Source organism: Legionella massiliensis, assembly GCF_000756815.1.
Lineage (GTDB): Bacteria > Pseudomonadota > Gammaproteobacteria > Legionellales > Legionellaceae > Tatlockia > Tatlockia massiliensis.
In genome coordinates this window covers 1,642,007-1,659,480 of sequence record NZ_CCVW01000001.1, presented here as the reverse complement: position 1 = coordinate 1,659,480, position 17,474 = coordinate 1,642,007, and the positions used below count along the sequence as shown (strand labels likewise).

Below are 17,474 nucleotides of genomic sequence, written 5' to 3'. Positions count from 1 at the left end.
AAGGAGTCATATTTGAATAAATCAAGCGGATCAATGTTCAACAGTGCGTTCAATATCATGCGGATAATAGTTATGACCTCGGATAATAATTAAATCTTTAGAGCGTCCAGTTACATAGAGCTCATTATCACGCATAAAACCAAGGTCTCCTGTGCGAAAATAGGGGCCTGTTCCATCAGCTAGATAGGAGGCAAAAGCATTATCTTTATTGGCTAGATCGCCCCAATAACCCTGCGAAACATAGGGTCCACGCAGCCAAAACTCACCAATTCGATTGCCGCTAACAAGCTGTTTAGCTTCGGGGTCAACAACAATCACCTCAGCCTCAGGCAGCAATTTTCCACAGCTATAAATCGCTTTGCCATTCTTACTATCCGCAGCTAACTCTGACACTAAATGATGTTTCAAATCATTTTCATCGACACCTAAGAGCCCAGGATCTTCATTAGCCATTTTGGTAGAGACAGCAACAGTTGACTCAGCCAAACCATAGGCAGGTAAAAAAGCATTGGATTTAAAACCACAGCTGCGGAAGTACTCGCTAAAATTATTGACTGTCTCTTCGCGGATAGGTTCTCCACCTGACATAGCAACCCGAAGTGAGTCTAACCTTAGATTAGACTTTTGTTCCTCAGTAATTTTTTTCACACAGAGGTCATAAGCAAAATTAGGAGCAGAGGTAATAGAGCCCCCATGTTTAGAAATACTCCCAAGCCAATTATAGGGATTTCTGAGGAAATCAAAGGGGGGCATAAACCAACAGTCAGACTGAAATTGAATTGGGCCAAATAAATAACCGATTAGCCCCATATCATGATAGAAAGGAAGCCAATTAACAGCCACATCACCAGAGGTAATTGCAAGATTGTGCTTTAGTCCATCCAGATTGGTAATCACATTAGAGTGACTTACAATAACCCCCTGAGGTATCCGAGTTGAACCAGAGGTATATTGAATATAACAAGGCTTTGAGGCATCAATCTTAGTTCGCCCCCACTCAAATTTATTTGCGTCCTCATTTAGAGCATCAACATTAATCCAATTAAATCCCGCATTGCTAATTTTACTATGAATAAAATCAGTTTCACGCCAACTAATTTTTGTAATAAATCCGAATATTTATTCAAAAAATAGCAGCGATTTATATTTGCTTAATTTTGGATATAGTTCCAATTTTGTTAGTTATTATTTTCTCTGAAAGCACTAGTTTTTGCTTGGAATTTCTAATGACATTTTCAAATCTTAAAGCAGATTAAACATTAAATGGAGGAGGCAAAGGAATAGAAATTACACCAGATAAAATACAGCCATAAAATGCAGAAATAAAATGAATTCCCGGCGAAAATAGTAAGATTACTTGACCGCCAACCTCTGCTTTACTTTGAATTACAGCAGCAATTTTTTTAGCTTCTAGCAATAGTTCAGCAAAGCTAATTGATGTTGATTTATGGGTATCACAGGACGTAAATGTGAAGGATTTTTTTGGATTTTCTCCTGCAGCATTTTCTAATATATCAACTAAGTTTTCATTGTAATCTAGCATGGCAACACCCCAACTCCATAGTGTCTTTACCAGAGCAATAGCTTGAGTTGTTTCCATCCAGAGTCAATTATGCTTATTTTTTATTTTAAAGAGAGGTAAATTCCGTTTGAAATTACTTAAAAAACTGCAATCTATTTGTTATATATTATCCGGCAAAAAGCTCGCAGATAAGCCGATACATTTTTTCAGTATAGTCCATGTTAAAAAACATTTGCTCATTTGTTGAACAAAATAATCCAAGAAATAGTTGAATTGCTCATCAAATAGGCTAGAGTTGATTATATGGCTGAAGCAAATAGCCTTCTAATGAGAAGTTTTTAAGATATGATTAAAACTAATTGTTATGTGAATTCTGATTTTTATGCTCATGAGCAAACACTTTTTGATAATAAATTAAACTATGTTGGTCACGAGTTAATGGTTCCTAACCTCGACGACTATCGAGTTTTAGAAAACAACGCGGAAATTCTCTTTCACAACAAAAATGGCTTTGAAATAATTTCAAATATTTGCAGGCATCACCAGGCTATCATGCTGGAAGGTCAAGGCAATTCAAAGAAAATTATCTGTCCTATTCATCGATGGAATTTTAGTAATGAGGGTAAATTATTATTGTCCCCGCAATTTGACGTACCACCTTGTTTGCATTTACCAACAAAAAAATTGAGTAATTGGAATGGTTTACTTTTCTCTGGCGAGCAATCCCCCCTGCCAGTTCCTGTTGATGATCAAGCAACAATCTTGGCTAGCTTGGATTTCAGTGATTATGCTTATTCCAACTCTGTTTCCTTTAACCATGAATTCAACTGGAAGATTTTTATTGATAATTATCTCGATGATTATCATGTCCAACCCTTTCATCCCGGGCTGAGGAACTTGGTTGATTGTACAAAAATCTATTGGGAGTTTGGCAAAAACTATTCCATTCAAAAAGTCGGTGCACAACGAAATTTATTAAAAAGTGGCCCTCTAATTCACTCTAATTGGCATAAGGCTATCTTAGATTATCGCAATAACCGTCCACCAGAATTCGGAGCCATTTGGTTTTTACTCTATCCCAACATTATGGTCGAACACTACCCAGAAATGCTTACTATCAGTGTTGTTTTGCCCGATGGCCCAGGGCGATGCATTAATATGGTTGACTTTTTTTACCCCAAACAGATTTTGCAATCAAACACAGAACTCGTTGAATTATCACAATTAGCTTATGAAGAAACGGCAAGGGAAGATGAGATTATCTGTGAACGCATTTTTAAGGGAAAAAAATTGCTAGTACAACAAGGCCTCAATGATTCAGGAATTGTTCATATGCCAAGCGAAGCAGGAATTCCTTATTTTCATCAATATTTATCAGAACAACTAGGGCCTGTTGACCCTTGACCCTAAGCAACCAGGTGCATAGTGGAACCAATTTACTTAAAGGGTAATGAGCATGCAGTCATGCTTCTTTATGGGCTAAACGGCAGTCCCTTGGAAATTATTTATCTAGCCACCAAACTCAATGCAGCAGGCTTCACCGTGGAAATTCCTCATATCCAGGGCTATGCCTACCAAGCTGGTCAAGAAATTTTTAACTCTTCTGAGCGTTGGATAGAACAAGCGATGGAGCATTATAAACATCTGAACCCTTTGGCATTAAGAATCTTGAACGAAGAGCTATGGCCTCTAAGGGAATGGCAGAAAATGCCGTCTCGATTACCGGTGGCGCGAAAATTTCATTATTCAAAATACATCAGGCTCATCTATTGAACCATTTAACCCTTAAAAATTTATCGCTAGTCTCCTGTCCAACCCTCATTATTCATGCCAAAGAAGACGACACAGCCAGTTTGAGAAATGCGGATATTATTCAGGAAAAAATTTCCTCAACGTCTATTGAAAAACTGTTTTTAGAAAACAGCTATCACATTATTACGGTTGATAATGAGCGGGAAATTGTTGTAAAGGCCTGTGTTGATTTTCTTGAGAATAGGATAGTCCTGTCACAGTAACGCAGCCTGTCGCGAAGGATGACAGACACCGCCATTAAGTTGAGGAAGGTTTTGTCATTAAAGGAGGCGGGAAACTATTCCTAAGAAGCACAGTGCCAATATAGAGATGGTTTCCCGCCTTCGCGGGAATGACAAATGCCATTAAAGGAGGCTGCTCTGGATAACGGAATGCAGGGGAATTTACAAGGTTTTATGATAGCACCCAGCCAATAAATCATAAAATTCTGCTTTATAAATAGAATCTTGAGGTATAGCTCGATAACTGTCTTCAGTTACCCTAGCCCCATGTTCAAGCAAGATTTTTACAACATCAACCTTATTAAGCATAAGGGCAAAATTTAGATAGCTCATTGGCTCAGACTCTAAGTCCAGATAGGGATTGCTGCATAAATAAGCAACTAAATCAAATTGGCCATACACTATTGCATAGTTCAATACCCTATCACCTAGTAAGTCTTTTTCATTGATCAATCGAGGACAAATTGTTAGCAAATGTTTCAATAAACGATAATGCTTTGTTAAGCAGGCTACATGAAGCAGGGTTTTTCCCTGAAAAAGAGTTGTTGTATTTTCAGGCCCTTTTGTTTGTAAAATATCCGTTTCTGCAAGAGGTTCTATAAGCCCCTGTGTTGCAGCCAAATGGAATGCTTTAATAGTCGGATTCACTGAGTTTTGCAAACGTTGCTCCAACTCTTGAACGTCATTTTCTAGCTCTTCCTGAAAGATTAGATACTGATTACTAAGGTTCACAATCGCTTGCTTCATCTTGTTAATATCTGGCAAACAGGTTTCCGCTACCTGATAACCAAATAAAGGCTTGCTAGGATTCTTACTAACAAAAAGGCTATCCATCATGCCAATTTTTACTACATCGACTAATTCTTCTGTTGAAAACAAATAAAAAACATTTGGGTTATAAAAAACACAGACAGGATATCCTTGCTGGATGAGCAAAAAGTTGAGCATGATATTAACAAATACACGTAAATTGCCGTCTTCAAAAGGATGAAGTAGTAACATTTTTTTTGCACAGCCTACGATTACCAATAATTCAGCATCCATATTTTCGGCAACTTGTATTTGAGTTAAGTAATCATCAATAATTTTTTGGGCTTCATTAGCAAATAAATCAGTATTTGCAGGTGGTATGAAAGAAGGAGGATATTGGTCGCTGTTCTCATAGATAGCTTTTGCCTTATTCATTATAGAAAAATAACGAGGGGACAGAAGATCAATCTCTCTAGAGATCTCGGGCACGTACACCTTTATCGCCGCACCAAGAATATTTCCCCGCTGATCATAGGACTCAGCTATTCTAATCTGTTCTTTAATGCCCTCTATCGTGCACATATCTTTATGAAAGGGCATTGCTTTCATTCGGACATCACGAAATTTGCCTGTCACAGTAGCTTTGAACTCACCTTTAAGTCCGTGGGTAGCAGCTTCATGAATTGCAAGCAAAAGCTCTAGAGAGAGAGGTTGATTAATAGTATTAATTGCCTGAATAAATCCATCATAGAAACGTCTGACACAATCAGGCTCGCGTTCTTCAAACCCATTTTGGCCATTTTCTATAATATGCATATCGCCATCTACAAATAACTGGAAAAACCGTTTTTTGGGGAATTGATTTAAAAACTCCAGTCCTCTTCGAATTTTCCTTAGGTTAATACCATTATTTTCTATTTTTGAAATAGTCATTCGATTAGCTTCTAGTTGTTGGTCTCTTAACAAGAAACCTCAAAAAAGATTGAATTTTATCCATGTAGAGCAACAAAAATCCAATTACTTGTGTTGATATGTCATATTGATAAGTTTGATGCGGGAAACTTCCTATACGATGAGAATTCCATGTTAGATTTAGATTTTGTATTGTTAACCACTTCGAAGAGACTTTAATTCTCAGGAAATGAATCGTGAAAAAAATAATATCAAAGTACGGTAGCTATCTTCGCGCTGACTTTATTAAGAGCCCCTTTAGCGTGTTTGGAAAAAAAGCTCAGGGTGCAAGAAAAATAACTATCTCCAAGTCTGCAAATTGGTCTAAAAGAAAATTTCAAAACCCAGAGCCACTTGCCAATGACAGCTTATGGACATTGATAAAAGGGGCTAGAGGGGCTATAAGTTCCAGGCAATATACCTCACCAAAAACTCCGCTTGAGTTCAGAGCTCAACACTTAGCAGATCCTCCAGTTAATGGCTTGCGTGTTACCTGGTTAGGACATGCTTCAACACTTGTAGAAATCGACGGCAAAAATATACTTCTTGATCCTTTCTGGGGTAAGAGAGCTTCCCCTTTAAAACGATTTGGTCCACAGAGGTGGTATAAGGCACCTCTTGCTCTTGAGCAATTACCCTTTATTGACGCTGTTGTTATCTCACATGATCACTATGATCACCTGGATTACCCAACTATTGTTGCTATGAAGAACTGGTCAACACAGTTTATTGTCCCTCTTGGCGTTGGCGCACATCTTACCCATTGGGGCATTGCTGAAAAGCAAATTATTGAACTCGATTGGTGGCAAGAAACAAAAATTGCTAATGTCACAATAGCCGCTACCCCAGCCCGACATGCCTCTGGGCGCTATCTCTTCGATCGCGATAGCAAGCTTTGGGCAAGCTTTGCCTTTATTGGTGATACAAAGCGTGTCTATTACTCTGGAGATACAGGAACTATGTCCGCTGCCTTTCAGGAAATAGGCAACAGATATGGTCCCTTTGATATCACTCTGATGCAAATTGGCGGCTATGATAAATCCTGGCCTGATTGGCATATGTTTCCTGAGCAGGCAGTTGAAGCGCACCGACTGGTAAAAGGAAAAATGATGCTTCCCGTGCATTGGGGCTTACTGAATCTCGCTTACCATGGTTGGACAGAGCCTGTTGAACGCGCGTTACAAGCAGCAAAACAGCAGAATATCCACATCGTAGTACCTAAGCCTGGGCAAAGCGTAGAGCCAGTTAGCCCTATTCCCTTTGAGCGTTGGTGGCCTGAGCTTCCCTGGAATGCTCTGGAGAATAAGGAGTTGGTGCAATTGGAAGAAAGCAGTTGATGAGGGGAAGCTCAAAATACTTAAATCAAAAACGGAATTATTTTATAAGGCACAAGACTACAGTACTCTTTCCAATTTTGACCATATTTCTCAGCACAACGTCTATCATCACGAAAAGCGCGGTCTAACAGAAGAATCGCTAAGAAACAAACATAAAAATAGGGAGAAAAATAGCTAAAAAGAGCAGGAACCGACCAGAAAAAGGCAGCAGTTATTTCTGGAACATAATGAAAATGTCTTGCAATACCCCACCAGCCTGAGGCCAGAAGAACCGTGTCCTTTGTCTCCCCATCCAGCGTTTTATACTGCACTAACAATAGCTGAGGTTTTCTCCCCCAAATTTTACAGCGCCCTTCCGTTTCCCTAACTAACATACGTTGCTTATCTGCCAAATAATTAATAACAATACTGACTGTGCCTAGGATAAGAATGATAGCTGCCCAAGGAAAGCCTAGCTCTATTGGATGAATCACAAGAAACATAGATGGCGAGGTGTAAACGCAGGGCACCCATACTAAGCAACCCCAGCAAATATAAAATCCAGCCCTATCATGCATGATATCCAGTGAGCGCAAATATCCTTTTTCCCAAAAGAAAAATTTTGCCAGGTATATGCCTTGCAAAGCAGCAGAGATCAGCATTGAATTACTTAGCCCTGTCAATTCGCTTTGCTTTGCGCAATAGGAAATAAGAAATACGCCCCATGACATCATTCCCAAACGACAGGTAATCAGCTGTTTTATATTCCAACCGCCAACTTGCGGATATAACTCTGTGCCCCAATAGTAATCAAATAGGAAATTTTTGCTGATACTTGCATCGCTTGTTGAAGGGAAAAAACGGCCTTTTAGATATAACAATAAGCAGAGAAAGAGGCTAAAAATATTCAGTGCACCTAAGATAGAACCCAAATTATCGTAAAGGATAGTTGCAGGAAATAAGTTGAATCCGAAGGAAGCAATAGAATAGGCAAGCATCGTGATAGCAAAGGCTAAAATGCCATTTTCTTTATAAGTTGGCACATTCCCCTTAGGCGTAACAGGACCATGGAAAATTTTTCCGGGTAATAAGCGCATTAAAGCCATTTCAAAGGCAATAAAGGAGGCAATAATAATCCAAGCAGTACTAGAACCCCCAAAATAAGGCTGCCAGACATTGAAAAGGGTTTGTGCGACACCCTCTTTAGTCAATAGAAGCCATAGGTTATAAAAGGATCCGTCTAATTTTGTATTGCTGTACCACATTAGCATTACAAAAGGAGGACAAACCAATATAAGGAAAAGAGGTCCTAGGGTGTTTCGCAAATTAGCACTCATTACATATCCTTAATTCTGAGACTAGAAGAATTCATTAAAATCCTCATCCGCCCTGCGGGCACCTTCTCCCTAAAAGAGCGAAGGATTTTTCCTATTCCCTTCGCCCCTCCGGGGAGAAGGTGTCTGCAGGGAGGATGAGGGGCGCTCAGGGTGACTGCCATTAAGTTAAGGGCATTTGTTATTCCCGCGAAGGCGGGAAACCATCTCTACATTGGCACTGTGCTTAGCTAGAAATAGTTTCCCGCCTTCGCGGGAATGACAAAACCTTCCTTAACTTAATAGCAGTGGCGCTTAGGGTGACGAGACTGAGTCTACCGCCTAAGTGCCGCTATCTAATCACCGCATTCCATTCTAAATCCTCAGAGCTACATTGAAAAGGAGGGTTCCTGGCTTTCATTCTTCGGCGAACTATTGAAACAATCTCCTGCAGCAAATAAACCAAAGAGACTAAGGCCGCCAACGCCAAAGGCTGCCGCTCCGACACCCCACAAGATTGGATTAACCATAATAAGCCCAACAACAAGTAAGGCTCCACCCGCCACAAAGGCAAAACCAGATAAACACTTAAGGTAGAATGAGTAATTAGTTGTTCCTTCATTCTTTTGAGTATTTACAAACTCAATATCGATGTTTTGCGATGAGCCAAATCCACTTGGTCTAGCTGTCACAATAAAGTCATCTTGTAGCTTGAGGACTGAAAAATCCATGTTTTGCGATGAGCTTAATTCACTTCGTCTAGCTACCAAAATAAAGGCATCTTGTGGTTTGGGGGCTGAAGCAAATAATCTAATAGGTCCATTCTCTTGATTTTGGGTGGGTAGTTCCACATAAAATTGACTATCAAAATGCTCGCCTTTTTCTGTCCCATCAATAAAACTAGCGACAATACCCGCACCTTCAAAAAAAGCATTAATCTGAGTTACCTCAACAGTACTCGCAAAGCTAACTAGGCCACTTTCTGCGATATAAGTATTGACTTGAGTTTGTGATGCCCAAGCACCTTCATCGGAGAACATTGCTTTATTTTCAATTTCAACACGCAGATCATCGACCCGATGCAAGCCATAAAAATTTTCTAACCCGACAAAAGCACCATAGATTCCCTGATTTGTTTTGATTTTACTTTCAACTGCATATTGATTAGAACGACGAGGGGCAGCGATATGAAGTTCTATCTCCGGCGGCGCCCCCTTCCATCCCCTTCCCTTGCTAAGGGTAAAACCATTTATAACGTGTTTCTTACCTTCTGGCAGCGAATTAAGAGTATCTAGTACTGCATCACTTAAACGAAAGTCTGGAACAATCCAGAAATTATCTCCAGGCCATCGTTCGAATGGCCTTAGCCACTTCTCTTTTTGCGCAATTTTTGTAGTGAAAATGACTTCGTCAGCATTTTCAATATGCACAAAACCGTTCTCCTTACTATGCAAAGCTGTATATAGCTGCGGACATCTTGATTTTACTGCACTAAGAAATTGGCCTCTGTCGGCCAAACTAATTGTAAATTCAAAGTCTAAGGTTTCTCGCTTCGGAGAATTTAACAGTGCGGCCCAGTCAATATCATCGATCAGCGCATCTAGCTCTTGCAAAGCTATTTCATAGTCTAGATTGACAATGACCTGTCTTCGTTGGTTTTGATCCAGACCTGCGTAAGCAATTAAAAATTGTATCGCGTGCATAGGAGAACGCGTAAATCGATCGCTGAGTACAGCTGAGTCTGCTGCATCATACTCACTTTGGATTTCATTCAAGAGTAGAAAAACTTTATTTTGTCTTAAGTCAGCCAGAGTACTTATGGTCATTTTTAATACCTACACATCAAAAAATGATGCAAGGATAACAGGACTGCAACTGTTGATTAAATAACCATAATTGAATAGTTACTATTTAAAAATGATAACTTAGACGGGCGCTAACTGAGTAAAGAAAAGGGAAATAGGTGTCAGAAGGACTTAACTGAGACTCTCCATAGCCGGCAGTATAATTTCCGCCAATTTCGACCATAGCATGTTGACCCAGGCGATAGTTCAGACCTCCGCCAAAGGTAGGGCTAACGCGCCAATCCTTCACAAGAAGATCGTCACGATGAATTCCAGCGACTCCAGCACTAAGAAATACTCGGAAGGGAGTTTGTAAAATAGGCAACAGAATCTTACCCATTAGATTTAGAGTTTCTGTTTTGGTAACTAATTTAACATTGTCATCATGATCAAAACTAAACAGGCTATCTTGATCAAAGAAAACCTTTGCTTTAGAAAAACGCATGTAACTTGCCTCTAAAGCAAGAGCAGGAATAAATTCATAGCCCGCTAGTACGCCCCACACCCCGCCCCCCTCTTTTGCACGAAGGGGAGTGGATAAACTCAGTGCTACATTCTGATTTTCCTTTGCTGGTACTAATCCTTTCCAAGTAGTCGAGCCATAGCCTCCAAGAAAACCAAAATACGCGCCTCGACTAAAGGGAGACGATGTAATTCCATCGCCATAGCAAAAGAACGAACACAACTCTAAGAGAATTAAGCTATAGATCTCTAATTTTCCAAACTTCATTGCAAGAACCAGTCTCTTTGATCAAACGGGACAACTGCTATAATTGGAGCTGCAAATTCGTCCTTGAGAATCCATACCGCCATCTCTAAAGCAATGCCAATTATCCATACAATCTTGCGCAGATGTCTCATGCTGTCTCTTACAAGCCTGCTCAAGCGATCCGTACATAGCTACTATCCGCCAATACAATTGATTCATATCCTCACACATTCCAGAAGGAAGCCCAAACTCTACGCAATGGCATTTGGCAACTGATTTAAATGATGCGCAAAACAAGGGATCATTAGTAGGCTTAGCCTTAAGGCAAGAGGTTGCAGCGAATGAGAGTGATATAAACAAAGAAAATATTGCAATTAAGCCGAGCTTTTTTAACATGTCCAATCTCTTTATAAATTTTAGCTCTCGATTCTATCAGAACATTAAATAAATGGAATGTGAATTATAATTAATTCTCTACTTGACAATAATGGGTTAGCCCCTTATCTGTTCCGGGATAGGATATTAGATATTTAGATCCCGCGGTCAAGCCCATAGGTATCTACACAAGTGTCTGTAATAAGGTCACGTCCCTCCTTGTTTCAACACTACGTCATCCAGAGCGCAGCGAAGGATCTCCGGGATTAGCACCGTGCCACATTCAGGAGATCCTTCGCTGTGCTCTGGATGACGTGGCTTAGGGATTACAGACACTTGTTTAGATACCTATGGGTCAAGCCGCGGGGCTACAAAGCCGGCTTAAATGTCAGAAGACCTGATTGATTCAAAAATTTCTAATACTTGCTGTCTAAGTAATTCTTGAAATTCTGAGGTTAAATTCGCTGATACAACTAGATAAGGTTTATGGTTTTCCATTCGTAAAAAACAAATATCAAGAAAATTGTCTATTGTTAATAAGTCATGTTTATTGCTTGGAATTGGTTCTTGCGCATATCCAAAAAGAGGATCATTTCTTTTATCTCTTTGTAAAAAACTACTATAAATATTAACGTTAATTAAAAAATAATTATCTTTAACGGTCTTTAAACGAAGACCAGAATTAATCACCGTTTTATTAATTTTATAAGGAGAAAAAATCAAATTATAAAGTGAAACCAGTGAGTTTAAGGCTAGATCTTTAACTCTATTGAGCTTGCTAAAACTGCCTACACTTGCGAGTTTTATTAGATTTGAACAGCTTTGATAAGGGTTGCTTCTGATAATTGATTCACTAAGCTGCTGACAGAATGAAGCTAAATCCTGCTGCTCATCAATTTTTACTTTAGCTAATTCTAAATTTAGAAAACAACCAATAGTGCTATCATATCTAGAATTATCACGTGCTGATTTTACTTTATTGATACAGATCACTGAATTTTTATTTAATTCGCCTGCAAGTCTAGTTAAAGCGAGCAATAAAACCCCGCATAAGCCATTATCAAAACTAAAATGATTTTTTGAACAAAAAATCCTTAAATCCTCTAAGGAATTTTCAGGTATTTCTGTATAGCTTGAATAAGCGAATTTATACCTTTTCATGTTAGAGACAACATAAGGTTGCGGGATAGCAAACAAAGAAGCTTCTTTTAAATAGCCTTTCCAAAACAAAATATTGCTATCTTTATTAGAATTAATGTCCTCGTTTTCTGCATATAAATATTCTCGATATGACTGATCTTTTTTCGATTTTTTCAAAGCATTCGCGAGATAAAATTGAGATAAGTCGTCAAACAAAATTTCATGAGATTGCTCATCAGAAATGATATGAGGGGTACAGAGCTGTAATTCTGTCATCCCTCTTTCCAGATAAAATAAGCGGATTTTAAATAGAGCGTAATTTTTAGACCATAAGTATTTAGATCTTAAATCATTTATAGATTGTTCTAAAATTAGTTCACTTCTATTAATTGCCAGTGATTCTAAATGGTTAATTTCAATTTGTATTTTCAACTTTTTTTTGCTTCGTTGTTGCATGGGAATAAAACTTGAAACCCGATAGGACAATACCTCATGTTTTTTTAAAATTAAATCAAGGGATTCATGAATCTTTTTTTCATCCAAGTATCCATGAAATCGTTTGCGACTACATATATTTAGCTTATTGGCTTTAGGTTCAAAAATTTTGGATAACCACAAAATAAATTGAAAATCACTTAGTAGCAATTGAAAGTTTTTTTGGTAAATTTTTTTAGGAAATTTAGCGAAACGACTAATTTTTTCCTGTTTATCTAGCAAATTGGCTAAAGCTCTTATTGTAGGATTCTGATAAAACTGCTGCATGCTGATTTTTTTACCCATTACCTGGGTTAGCGTTGAAATAATTCTAGCTGCCGATAGTGAATGACCTCCTAACTCAAAAAAGTTCTCATTAATACCAATAACCTCATAACCAAATTCATTTGACCAAACTCTAGCAATTGTATTTTCTGAGGAGTTCTCAGGTCTCTCATAGTCAACATTCTGAATAAAGTCAGGTACAGGGAATTCTTTGCGATTTAGTTTATCATTTGCATTTAAAGGAAATGACTCCATAACTATAAAAAAAGCGGGAATCATATAATCAGGCAAATACTGTTTTAAATATTGGCGAAGATCCCCATCAGCAATCGGCATTTTTTTATTATGCAAAATATAATAAGCAACTAGTCTTTTTTCTTTTCGATGATCATCAACAGCGTCAACCATTACTGATTCTAATGCAGGATGTTGCCTTAAAGAATCTTCAATTTCTGCAGGCTCAATACGATATCCTCTGATCTTAATTTGCTCATCAATTCGGCCTAGGTAATCCAGCTCTGAGTTGGGGAGAAAACGACATTGATCCCCTGTTTTATACCAATAAGAATTTTGGTCTGAATCATAGGGATTTTTAATGAATTTTCTCGCAGTTAATGCCGCTTGATTTAAATAACCTCGTGCCAGGCAAATCCCACTTACCCAAAGCTCACCAACCTCTCCTTTTTCAACAGGTTTTCCCTCGTCATTCATAATATAAAAATCACAATTAGGGATCATCGATCCAATTGGTACATCGGCTTCTAAATGACTAATATTTTTTTTATCAACTCGCTTTGAGCTAACAGCAACAGTAGTTTCCGTAGGACCGTATTCATTAAACAAGATATGAGAGGGATAAAGAGCTAACCAAGAAGCGCAATATTTTGCTAATAGTCTTTCGCCTCCTAATATAATTTTTTCTAAACAATCTAAGGAACTAGTCTTCATTTCTGCTTGCTGTAGTAGCACCTGAAAATAGCTAGGCGTTAATTTAATAACACTGATCTTATTAGCCTGAAGATAATCGATATATAAATCAGGATCCTTTTTTATTTTGTCTTCACAAATTACAACAGTTAATCCCAGTAATAAGGGAACTATTGATGTTGTTAAGGCAAAATCAAAGGCATGATTGGAAGAAAAATCAATTCGTTCCTGAACGCCCCAGCCCCTTTCTTTGGGGCAAACATCGATAAAGACCCCGTCATCCCGAACGTAGTGAGGGCTCTCCGGGGTTAGCACTCTGCCATATTCAGGAGATGTCTCTCTACGTTCGACATGATGTAGGTCTTTGGGAGCGCCTAGGGAACAAACCTCAGCAAACCATTTTGTGTAATTAACAATGCTTTTATGTTCGATTAAAACACCCTTTGGCTTCCCTGTTGTTCCTGAGGTATAAATAATATAAGCCAGTTGCTCAGGCAAGACTGTCGCTTTGAACCTAGGTTTTTTTGTTTCTAATTGATTAGAAACAACAAAAATCCTGCCTTGATAACCTCGCAGTTTTAGATCCATCTCATTTGTTGTAATAAGCATTGGAATCTGATCGTCGCTTAAAATACGCAATAATCTTTCTTCAGGATTAGCTAGATCTAAGGGAACACAGGCTCCGCCAGCCTTTAAGATCCCAAGAATCACAACCAGAAAATCGATAGAACGAGGCATGCAGATGGCAATGGGTCTATCCTTTTCTACTCCTTGTTCAGCTAAGATATAGGCCAACTGATCTGCTCTCTGATTGAGTTCGTCATAGCTGATAGACTGCTTTCCACAAATTATTGCAACTGCTTGTGGCTTTCGCACAACCTGCTGTTCAAACATGCAAACTATGGTTTGTTGATCATCATCGTTTTGTTTTTTACGCATTTTCTAGGTCACTATTACTACAATTCTGGTATAACCTTATCTAGCCATTTTGGAAGATACCAATTCCATTTTTCCAAAAGTACCATGGTAGAAGGCACCAAAAGTGTACGTATTAAAAAGGCATCGACAAAAATTGCGACTGCAATGCCTAGCCCAAATGCCTTTACCATCAATACATTAGCAACTAAAAATGAACCACAAATAACAATAACAATTAAGGCAGCAGAGGTAATAATTTTGCTGCTCTTTTCAATACCAAAAATAATACTTTCTTTATTATCGCTACACTCTTGATAGGCTTCTTTTATTCTCGATAATAAAAAGACTTCATAGTCCATGGAAAAACCAAATAAAGCACAAAAAATAATGACTAATAAGTTTATATCCAAGAGACCCTGCGGCTCAAAGTTGAAATACTCTGCTAAATGTCCCTCTTGAAACACTAATACTAGAGCGCCATAGCAAGCGGAAAGGCTCAGTATATTCATTAAAATCGCTTTAAAAGGCAAAAATAAAGAACGTAATAAAAACAATAAAATAAGATAGGAAAAGACCATAATCCATAATAAGGCGTAAGGAAGGATTTCAAAAACCTTTGATAGAACATCAGCATTTAGAGCCGGAGTACCAGTGACTTGAATATCTAATTTCGTTGATGAGGATTTGGTGGTTTCTAATTTTTTTACCAGCTCTGTTGTTTGATCAGAATTGAGCTTATAGTTGCTAGTAACATTTAATACCGTGAATAAATGTTTGGTCGTTGTAGAGAGTAATTGTTTAATATTATCTGGTAAATGATTCTTAGAAGTTGAATATAAGTTGTAATATTCTTTACTAGTTAACTCTGAATCAGATGAAACAACTCCACTAATACGGTTTACTAAGGAGTTATCCTTCCATTTCTGCACAAAATTATATAAGTTTGATATGCTTTCTCTTGACAAAATATAACCATGAGGAGAATGAACTAATAAGATAATTGGCGTTAATTGTTTAATATCAAAATACTTTTCATAACTGTCAAAAAATTGCCTACTATCTGTGCTTTTAGGGATTATATGATAATCAGAAACACCAAATTTAACAGAGGTCATTGGATAACCAAGCATTAATAAAAAAACAATCACTGGAAAGAAAAATGCTAAAGGCCTGTTCACTACTTTTTCAGCTAACCAATGCCAAAATGATGTTTTATTTTTATTTGTTTTTCTATTAAATTTAATCGGTAAAAAATCAATTTTACTTTTAATAATTCCAAGAACTGCTGGAAGTATAAAAATGGCATTAATTACCGCAACGAAAACAGCAATAACACCACCTAACCCCATAGAAAATAAGATATTTATGGGGAACAAGAATAAAGCACTTAAACTAACTAACACTGCTAAACCACTATAAAAAATAGCTCGCCCTGCTGTTTCGACAGTAATAGCAATTGCTACGTCGACACTGATTCCATTATGAAATTCCTCACGAAAGCGATTGATGATAAATAGCGCATAATCCAGACTTAGACAAAGCCCCAAGAGTAAAGCAATATTTAGCGTATAAACTGACAGAGTCCAACTCTCTCCAATTATATAAAGTGAAGTTAAAATAACTAAGGCACAGCCCCCACCTAAAACTATCGGTAATACAGCGGCAGTTAGTGATCCAAAAACAAAAGCCAGGGTAACCATTGCAACAGGTGCTGCAATGATATCTGCACGAAAAAGATCTCTTTGAGTTTGTTTATTCACTTCATTAATAAACAAAGCCTGTCCGCCAATTTCAATAGTCATATTGGCTGGTGTGTTTATCAATGATTTGATGCGAAGGATGTCTTTAGACCCAAGCACTTCAGGGCTCTCCATGATTAATACGACATAGGCTGTATGCTTATTCTTAGAGATTTGCTTATTTTTATCGGAAGGCAGAATAATTTCATGTTTAATAGGGAAATCTTTTAACTCAGAAAGCGATTTTTTTATTTTCTCTATAAACAGTGACTGATTAGCCAGAAGCTTAGAGCTATGGTAGATAATTAAAATCTTATTCTGATCATTGTAACCAAACTTATCGTTGAGATATTGTTGCGCCTTAGCACTTTTTGAGTTTTCATCTATGAAGCCCGTGCTTTTAAAGGGGGCAGCAATAGTTAAAAGAACAGAAGCGGAGGCTAAGATTATCAGCCCCCAAACCAAAATGAGACTCCAGCGAAACCGAAAAACAAGCCTTCCTAATCGGTAAAATAGCTTTTTTTCCATTCCAACTTTTCCACTCCCTAAAATTAAAGCATAGTTGGTGGATGGCAAATTTTAAAGTTTAGTCAAGCGATTAAAGACTACAACCTCTCATCCGCCCTGCAGGCACCTTCTCCCAGTGTCTGGGAGAAGGGAAGAATCGAGGCTACAATGCGTCGTTGTGAAAGGCAGGTTTTTTACGGTTTTTAAACTATATTTAAGGTTAGTTATTTATTAGTTTCTTATGGAGACTCTTATGAAACGGATCACCATTTTAGCCCTATCATTAATTTTAAGCGCTGCCTTTATAGAAAACAGCTTTGCTGATGACTCCTCTGGAAATCTTACAGCAAGCCCTGGGGCCGATGCCTCTGGAACTGGCACTTCCAACGCAGGAAATAATGCTTCTAGCAATATTACTTCAAGCAATGGAGCCAATGCCTCTGGAACTGCTACTTCTAGTACAGGAAATGGGGAGTCTGGAAATCTTAGTGTAAACCCAGGGGCTGATGCCTCTGGAACTGGCACTTCTGGTACAGGCACTGATGCTTCTGGAACTGGCACTTCTTATGAACAATCTAATATGAATCAATGACAGCGCTGCGCGCTTCGGAGCAGGTCCAAGCGAAAAGAAATGCTCTTTAAATTGGCAGCTATGTGCCTGTGCAGAAAAT

The 17,474-nt window shown here is 38.2% G+C and carries 14 protein-coding genes; 5 read left to right on the top strand and 9 right to left on the bottom strand.

Features of this window, described 5'->3' with window-relative positions; all coding sequences use genetic code 11:
* Positions 1-30 precede the first annotated feature (30 nt).
* Positions 31-1,038, bottom strand: coding sequence for an AMP-binding protein (locus tag BN1094_RS07125; RefSeq protein WP_281175061.1), 1,008 nt, complete (start codon positions 1,036-1,038; stop codon positions 31-33).
* Positions 1,039-1,252: 214 nt separating this feature from the next.
* Positions 1,253-1,600, bottom strand: coding sequence for an AMP-binding protein (locus BN1094_RS07120; protein WP_043873567.1), 348 nt, complete (start codon positions 1,598-1,600; stop codon positions 1,253-1,255).
* A 267-nt stretch (positions 1,601-1,867) separates the two neighbouring features.
* On the opposite strand from BN1094_RS07120, the gene BN1094_RS07115 reads away from it, so the two are divergent.
* The 3 genes from BN1094_RS07115 to BN1094_RS07105 are packed head-to-tail and all read left to right on the top strand — an operon-like array spanning position 1,868 to position 3,537.
* Entirely contained in the window at positions 1,868-2,926 is a 1,059-nt protein-coding gene (locus tag BN1094_RS07115) for an aromatic ring-hydroxylating oxygenase subunit alpha (RefSeq protein ID WP_043873566.1), read from the top strand.
* Positions 2,927-2,947: 21 nt separating this feature from the next.
* Positions 2,948-3,295 (top strand): hypothetical protein, encoded by a 348-nt coding sequence (locus BN1094_RS07110; protein ID WP_043873565.1) that lies wholly within the window; start codon positions 2,948-2,950, stop codon positions 3,293-3,295.
* Positions 3,292-3,537 carry an alpha/beta hydrolase gene (locus BN1094_RS07105; protein WP_043873564.1) on the top strand — a complete coding sequence of 82 codons (246 nt, stop codon included), beginning with the start codon at positions 3,292-3,294 and terminating at the stop codon, positions 3,535-3,537. Before BN1094_RS07110 ends, BN1094_RS07105 begins: the two co-directional genes overlap by 4 nt.
* A 180-nt stretch (positions 3,538-3,717) precedes the next feature.
* Here the strand turns inward: BN1094_RS07105 and BN1094_RS07100 are convergent, their stop codons facing one another.
* Positions 3,718-5,238, bottom strand: a complete 1,521-nt coding sequence (locus BN1094_RS07100; protein WP_043873563.1) for an ankyrin repeat domain-containing protein — start codon at positions 5,236-5,238, stop codon at positions 3,718-3,720.
* 215 nt (positions 5,239-5,453) lie between these two features.
* Here BN1094_RS07100 and BN1094_RS07095 point away from each other — a divergent pair, with 215 nt between their 5' ends.
* On the top strand, positions 5,454-6,593 hold the full coding sequence (locus tag BN1094_RS07095) for an MBL fold metallo-hydrolase (RefSeq protein WP_218054605.1): 1,140 nt from the start codon (positions 5,454-5,456) through the stop codon (positions 6,591-6,593).
* A gap of 20 nt (positions 6,594-6,613) precedes the next feature.
* Here BN1094_RS07095 and BN1094_RS07090 read toward each other — a convergent pair whose 3' ends face one another.
* From BN1094_RS07090 to BN1094_RS07065, 6 genes are all read right to left on the bottom strand, one after another.
* The gene (locus tag BN1094_RS07090) at positions 6,614-7,909 is read right to left on the bottom strand and encodes a phosphatidylethanolamine N-methyltransferase family domain-containing protein (RefSeq protein ID WP_043873562.1); all 1,296 of its coding nucleotides are present in this window, start codon (positions 7,907-7,909) and stop codon (positions 6,614-6,616) included.
* Positions 7,910-8,274: 365 nt separating this feature from the next.
* Positions 8,275-9,711, bottom strand: a complete 1,437-nt coding sequence (locus BN1094_RS07085; protein WP_043873561.1) for a hypothetical protein — start codon at positions 9,709-9,711, stop codon at positions 8,275-8,277.
* An 85-nt stretch (positions 9,712-9,796) separates the two neighbouring features.
* Positions 9,797-10,459 (bottom strand): porin family protein, encoded by a 663-nt coding sequence (locus BN1094_RS07080; RefSeq protein WP_052403177.1) that lies wholly within the window; start codon positions 10,457-10,459, stop codon positions 9,797-9,799.
* Positions 10,460-10,480: 21 nt separating this feature from the next.
* Positions 10,481-10,834 carry a hypothetical protein gene (locus tag BN1094_RS19235; RefSeq protein WP_081935047.1) on the bottom strand — a complete coding sequence of 118 codons (354 nt, stop codon included), beginning with the start codon at positions 10,832-10,834 and terminating at the stop codon, positions 10,481-10,483.
* Between the two features lie 360 nt (positions 10,835-11,194).
* On the bottom strand, positions 11,195-14,578 hold the full coding sequence (locus tag BN1094_RS07070) for an amino acid adenylation domain-containing protein (protein ID WP_043873559.1): 3,384 nt from the start codon (positions 14,576-14,578) through the stop codon (positions 11,195-11,197).
* 17 nt (positions 14,579-14,595) lie between these two features.
* A complete protein-coding gene (locus BN1094_RS07065; RefSeq protein WP_043873558.1) occupies positions 14,596-16,824 on the bottom strand; it encodes an MMPL family transporter in 2,229 nt (742 codons plus the stop codon).
* A 232-nt stretch (positions 16,825-17,056) separates the two neighbouring features.
* Here BN1094_RS07065 and BN1094_RS07060 point away from each other — a divergent pair, with 232 nt between their 5' ends.
* Complete coding sequence (locus BN1094_RS07060) at positions 17,057-17,395, top strand: hypothetical protein (RefSeq protein WP_043873557.1); 339 nt, start codon at positions 17,057-17,059, stop codon at positions 17,393-17,395.
* Positions 17,396-17,474: the final 79 nt, after the last annotated feature.

What these genes read in the sequence shown, in the direction of transcription:
- BN1094_RS07065 (WP_043873558.1), bottom strand. Translation starts at nt 16,824, where the DNA reads ATGGAAAAAAAGCTATTTTACCGATTAGGAAGGCTTGTTTTTCGGTTT.
- BN1094_RS19235 (WP_081935047.1), bottom strand. Translation starts at nt 10,834, where the DNA reads ATGTTAAAAAAGCTCGGCTTAATTGCAATATTTTCTTTGTTTATATCA.
- BN1094_RS07060 (WP_043873557.1), top strand. Translation starts at nt 17,057, where the DNA reads ATGAAACGGATCACCATTTTAGCCCTATCATTAATTTTAAGCGCTGCC.
- BN1094_RS07120 (WP_043873567.1), bottom strand. Translation starts at nt 1,600, where the DNA reads ATGGAAACAACTCAAGCTATTGCTCTGGTAAAGACACTATGGAGTTGG.
- BN1094_RS07085 (WP_043873561.1), bottom strand. Translation starts at nt 9,711, where the DNA reads ATGACCATAAGTACTCTGGCTGACTTAAGACAAAATAAAGTTTTTCTA.
- BN1094_RS07080 (WP_052403177.1), bottom strand. Translation starts at nt 10,459, where the DNA reads ATGAAGTTTGGAAAATTAGAGATCTATAGCTTAATTCTCTTAGAGTTG.
- BN1094_RS07115 (WP_043873566.1), top strand. Translation starts at nt 1,868, where the DNA reads ATGATTAAAACTAATTGTTATGTGAATTCTGATTTTTATGCTCATGAG.
- BN1094_RS07090 (WP_043873562.1), bottom strand. Translation starts at nt 7,909, where the DNA reads ATGAGTGCTAATTTGCGAAACACCCTAGGACCTCTTTTCCTTATATTG.
- BN1094_RS07100 (WP_043873563.1), bottom strand. Translation starts at nt 5,238, where the DNA reads ATGACTATTTCAAAAATAGAAAATAATGGTATTAACCTAAGGAAAATT.
- BN1094_RS07070 (WP_043873559.1), bottom strand. Translation starts at nt 14,578, where the DNA reads ATGCGTAAAAAACAAAACGATGATGATCAACAAACCATAGTTTGCATG.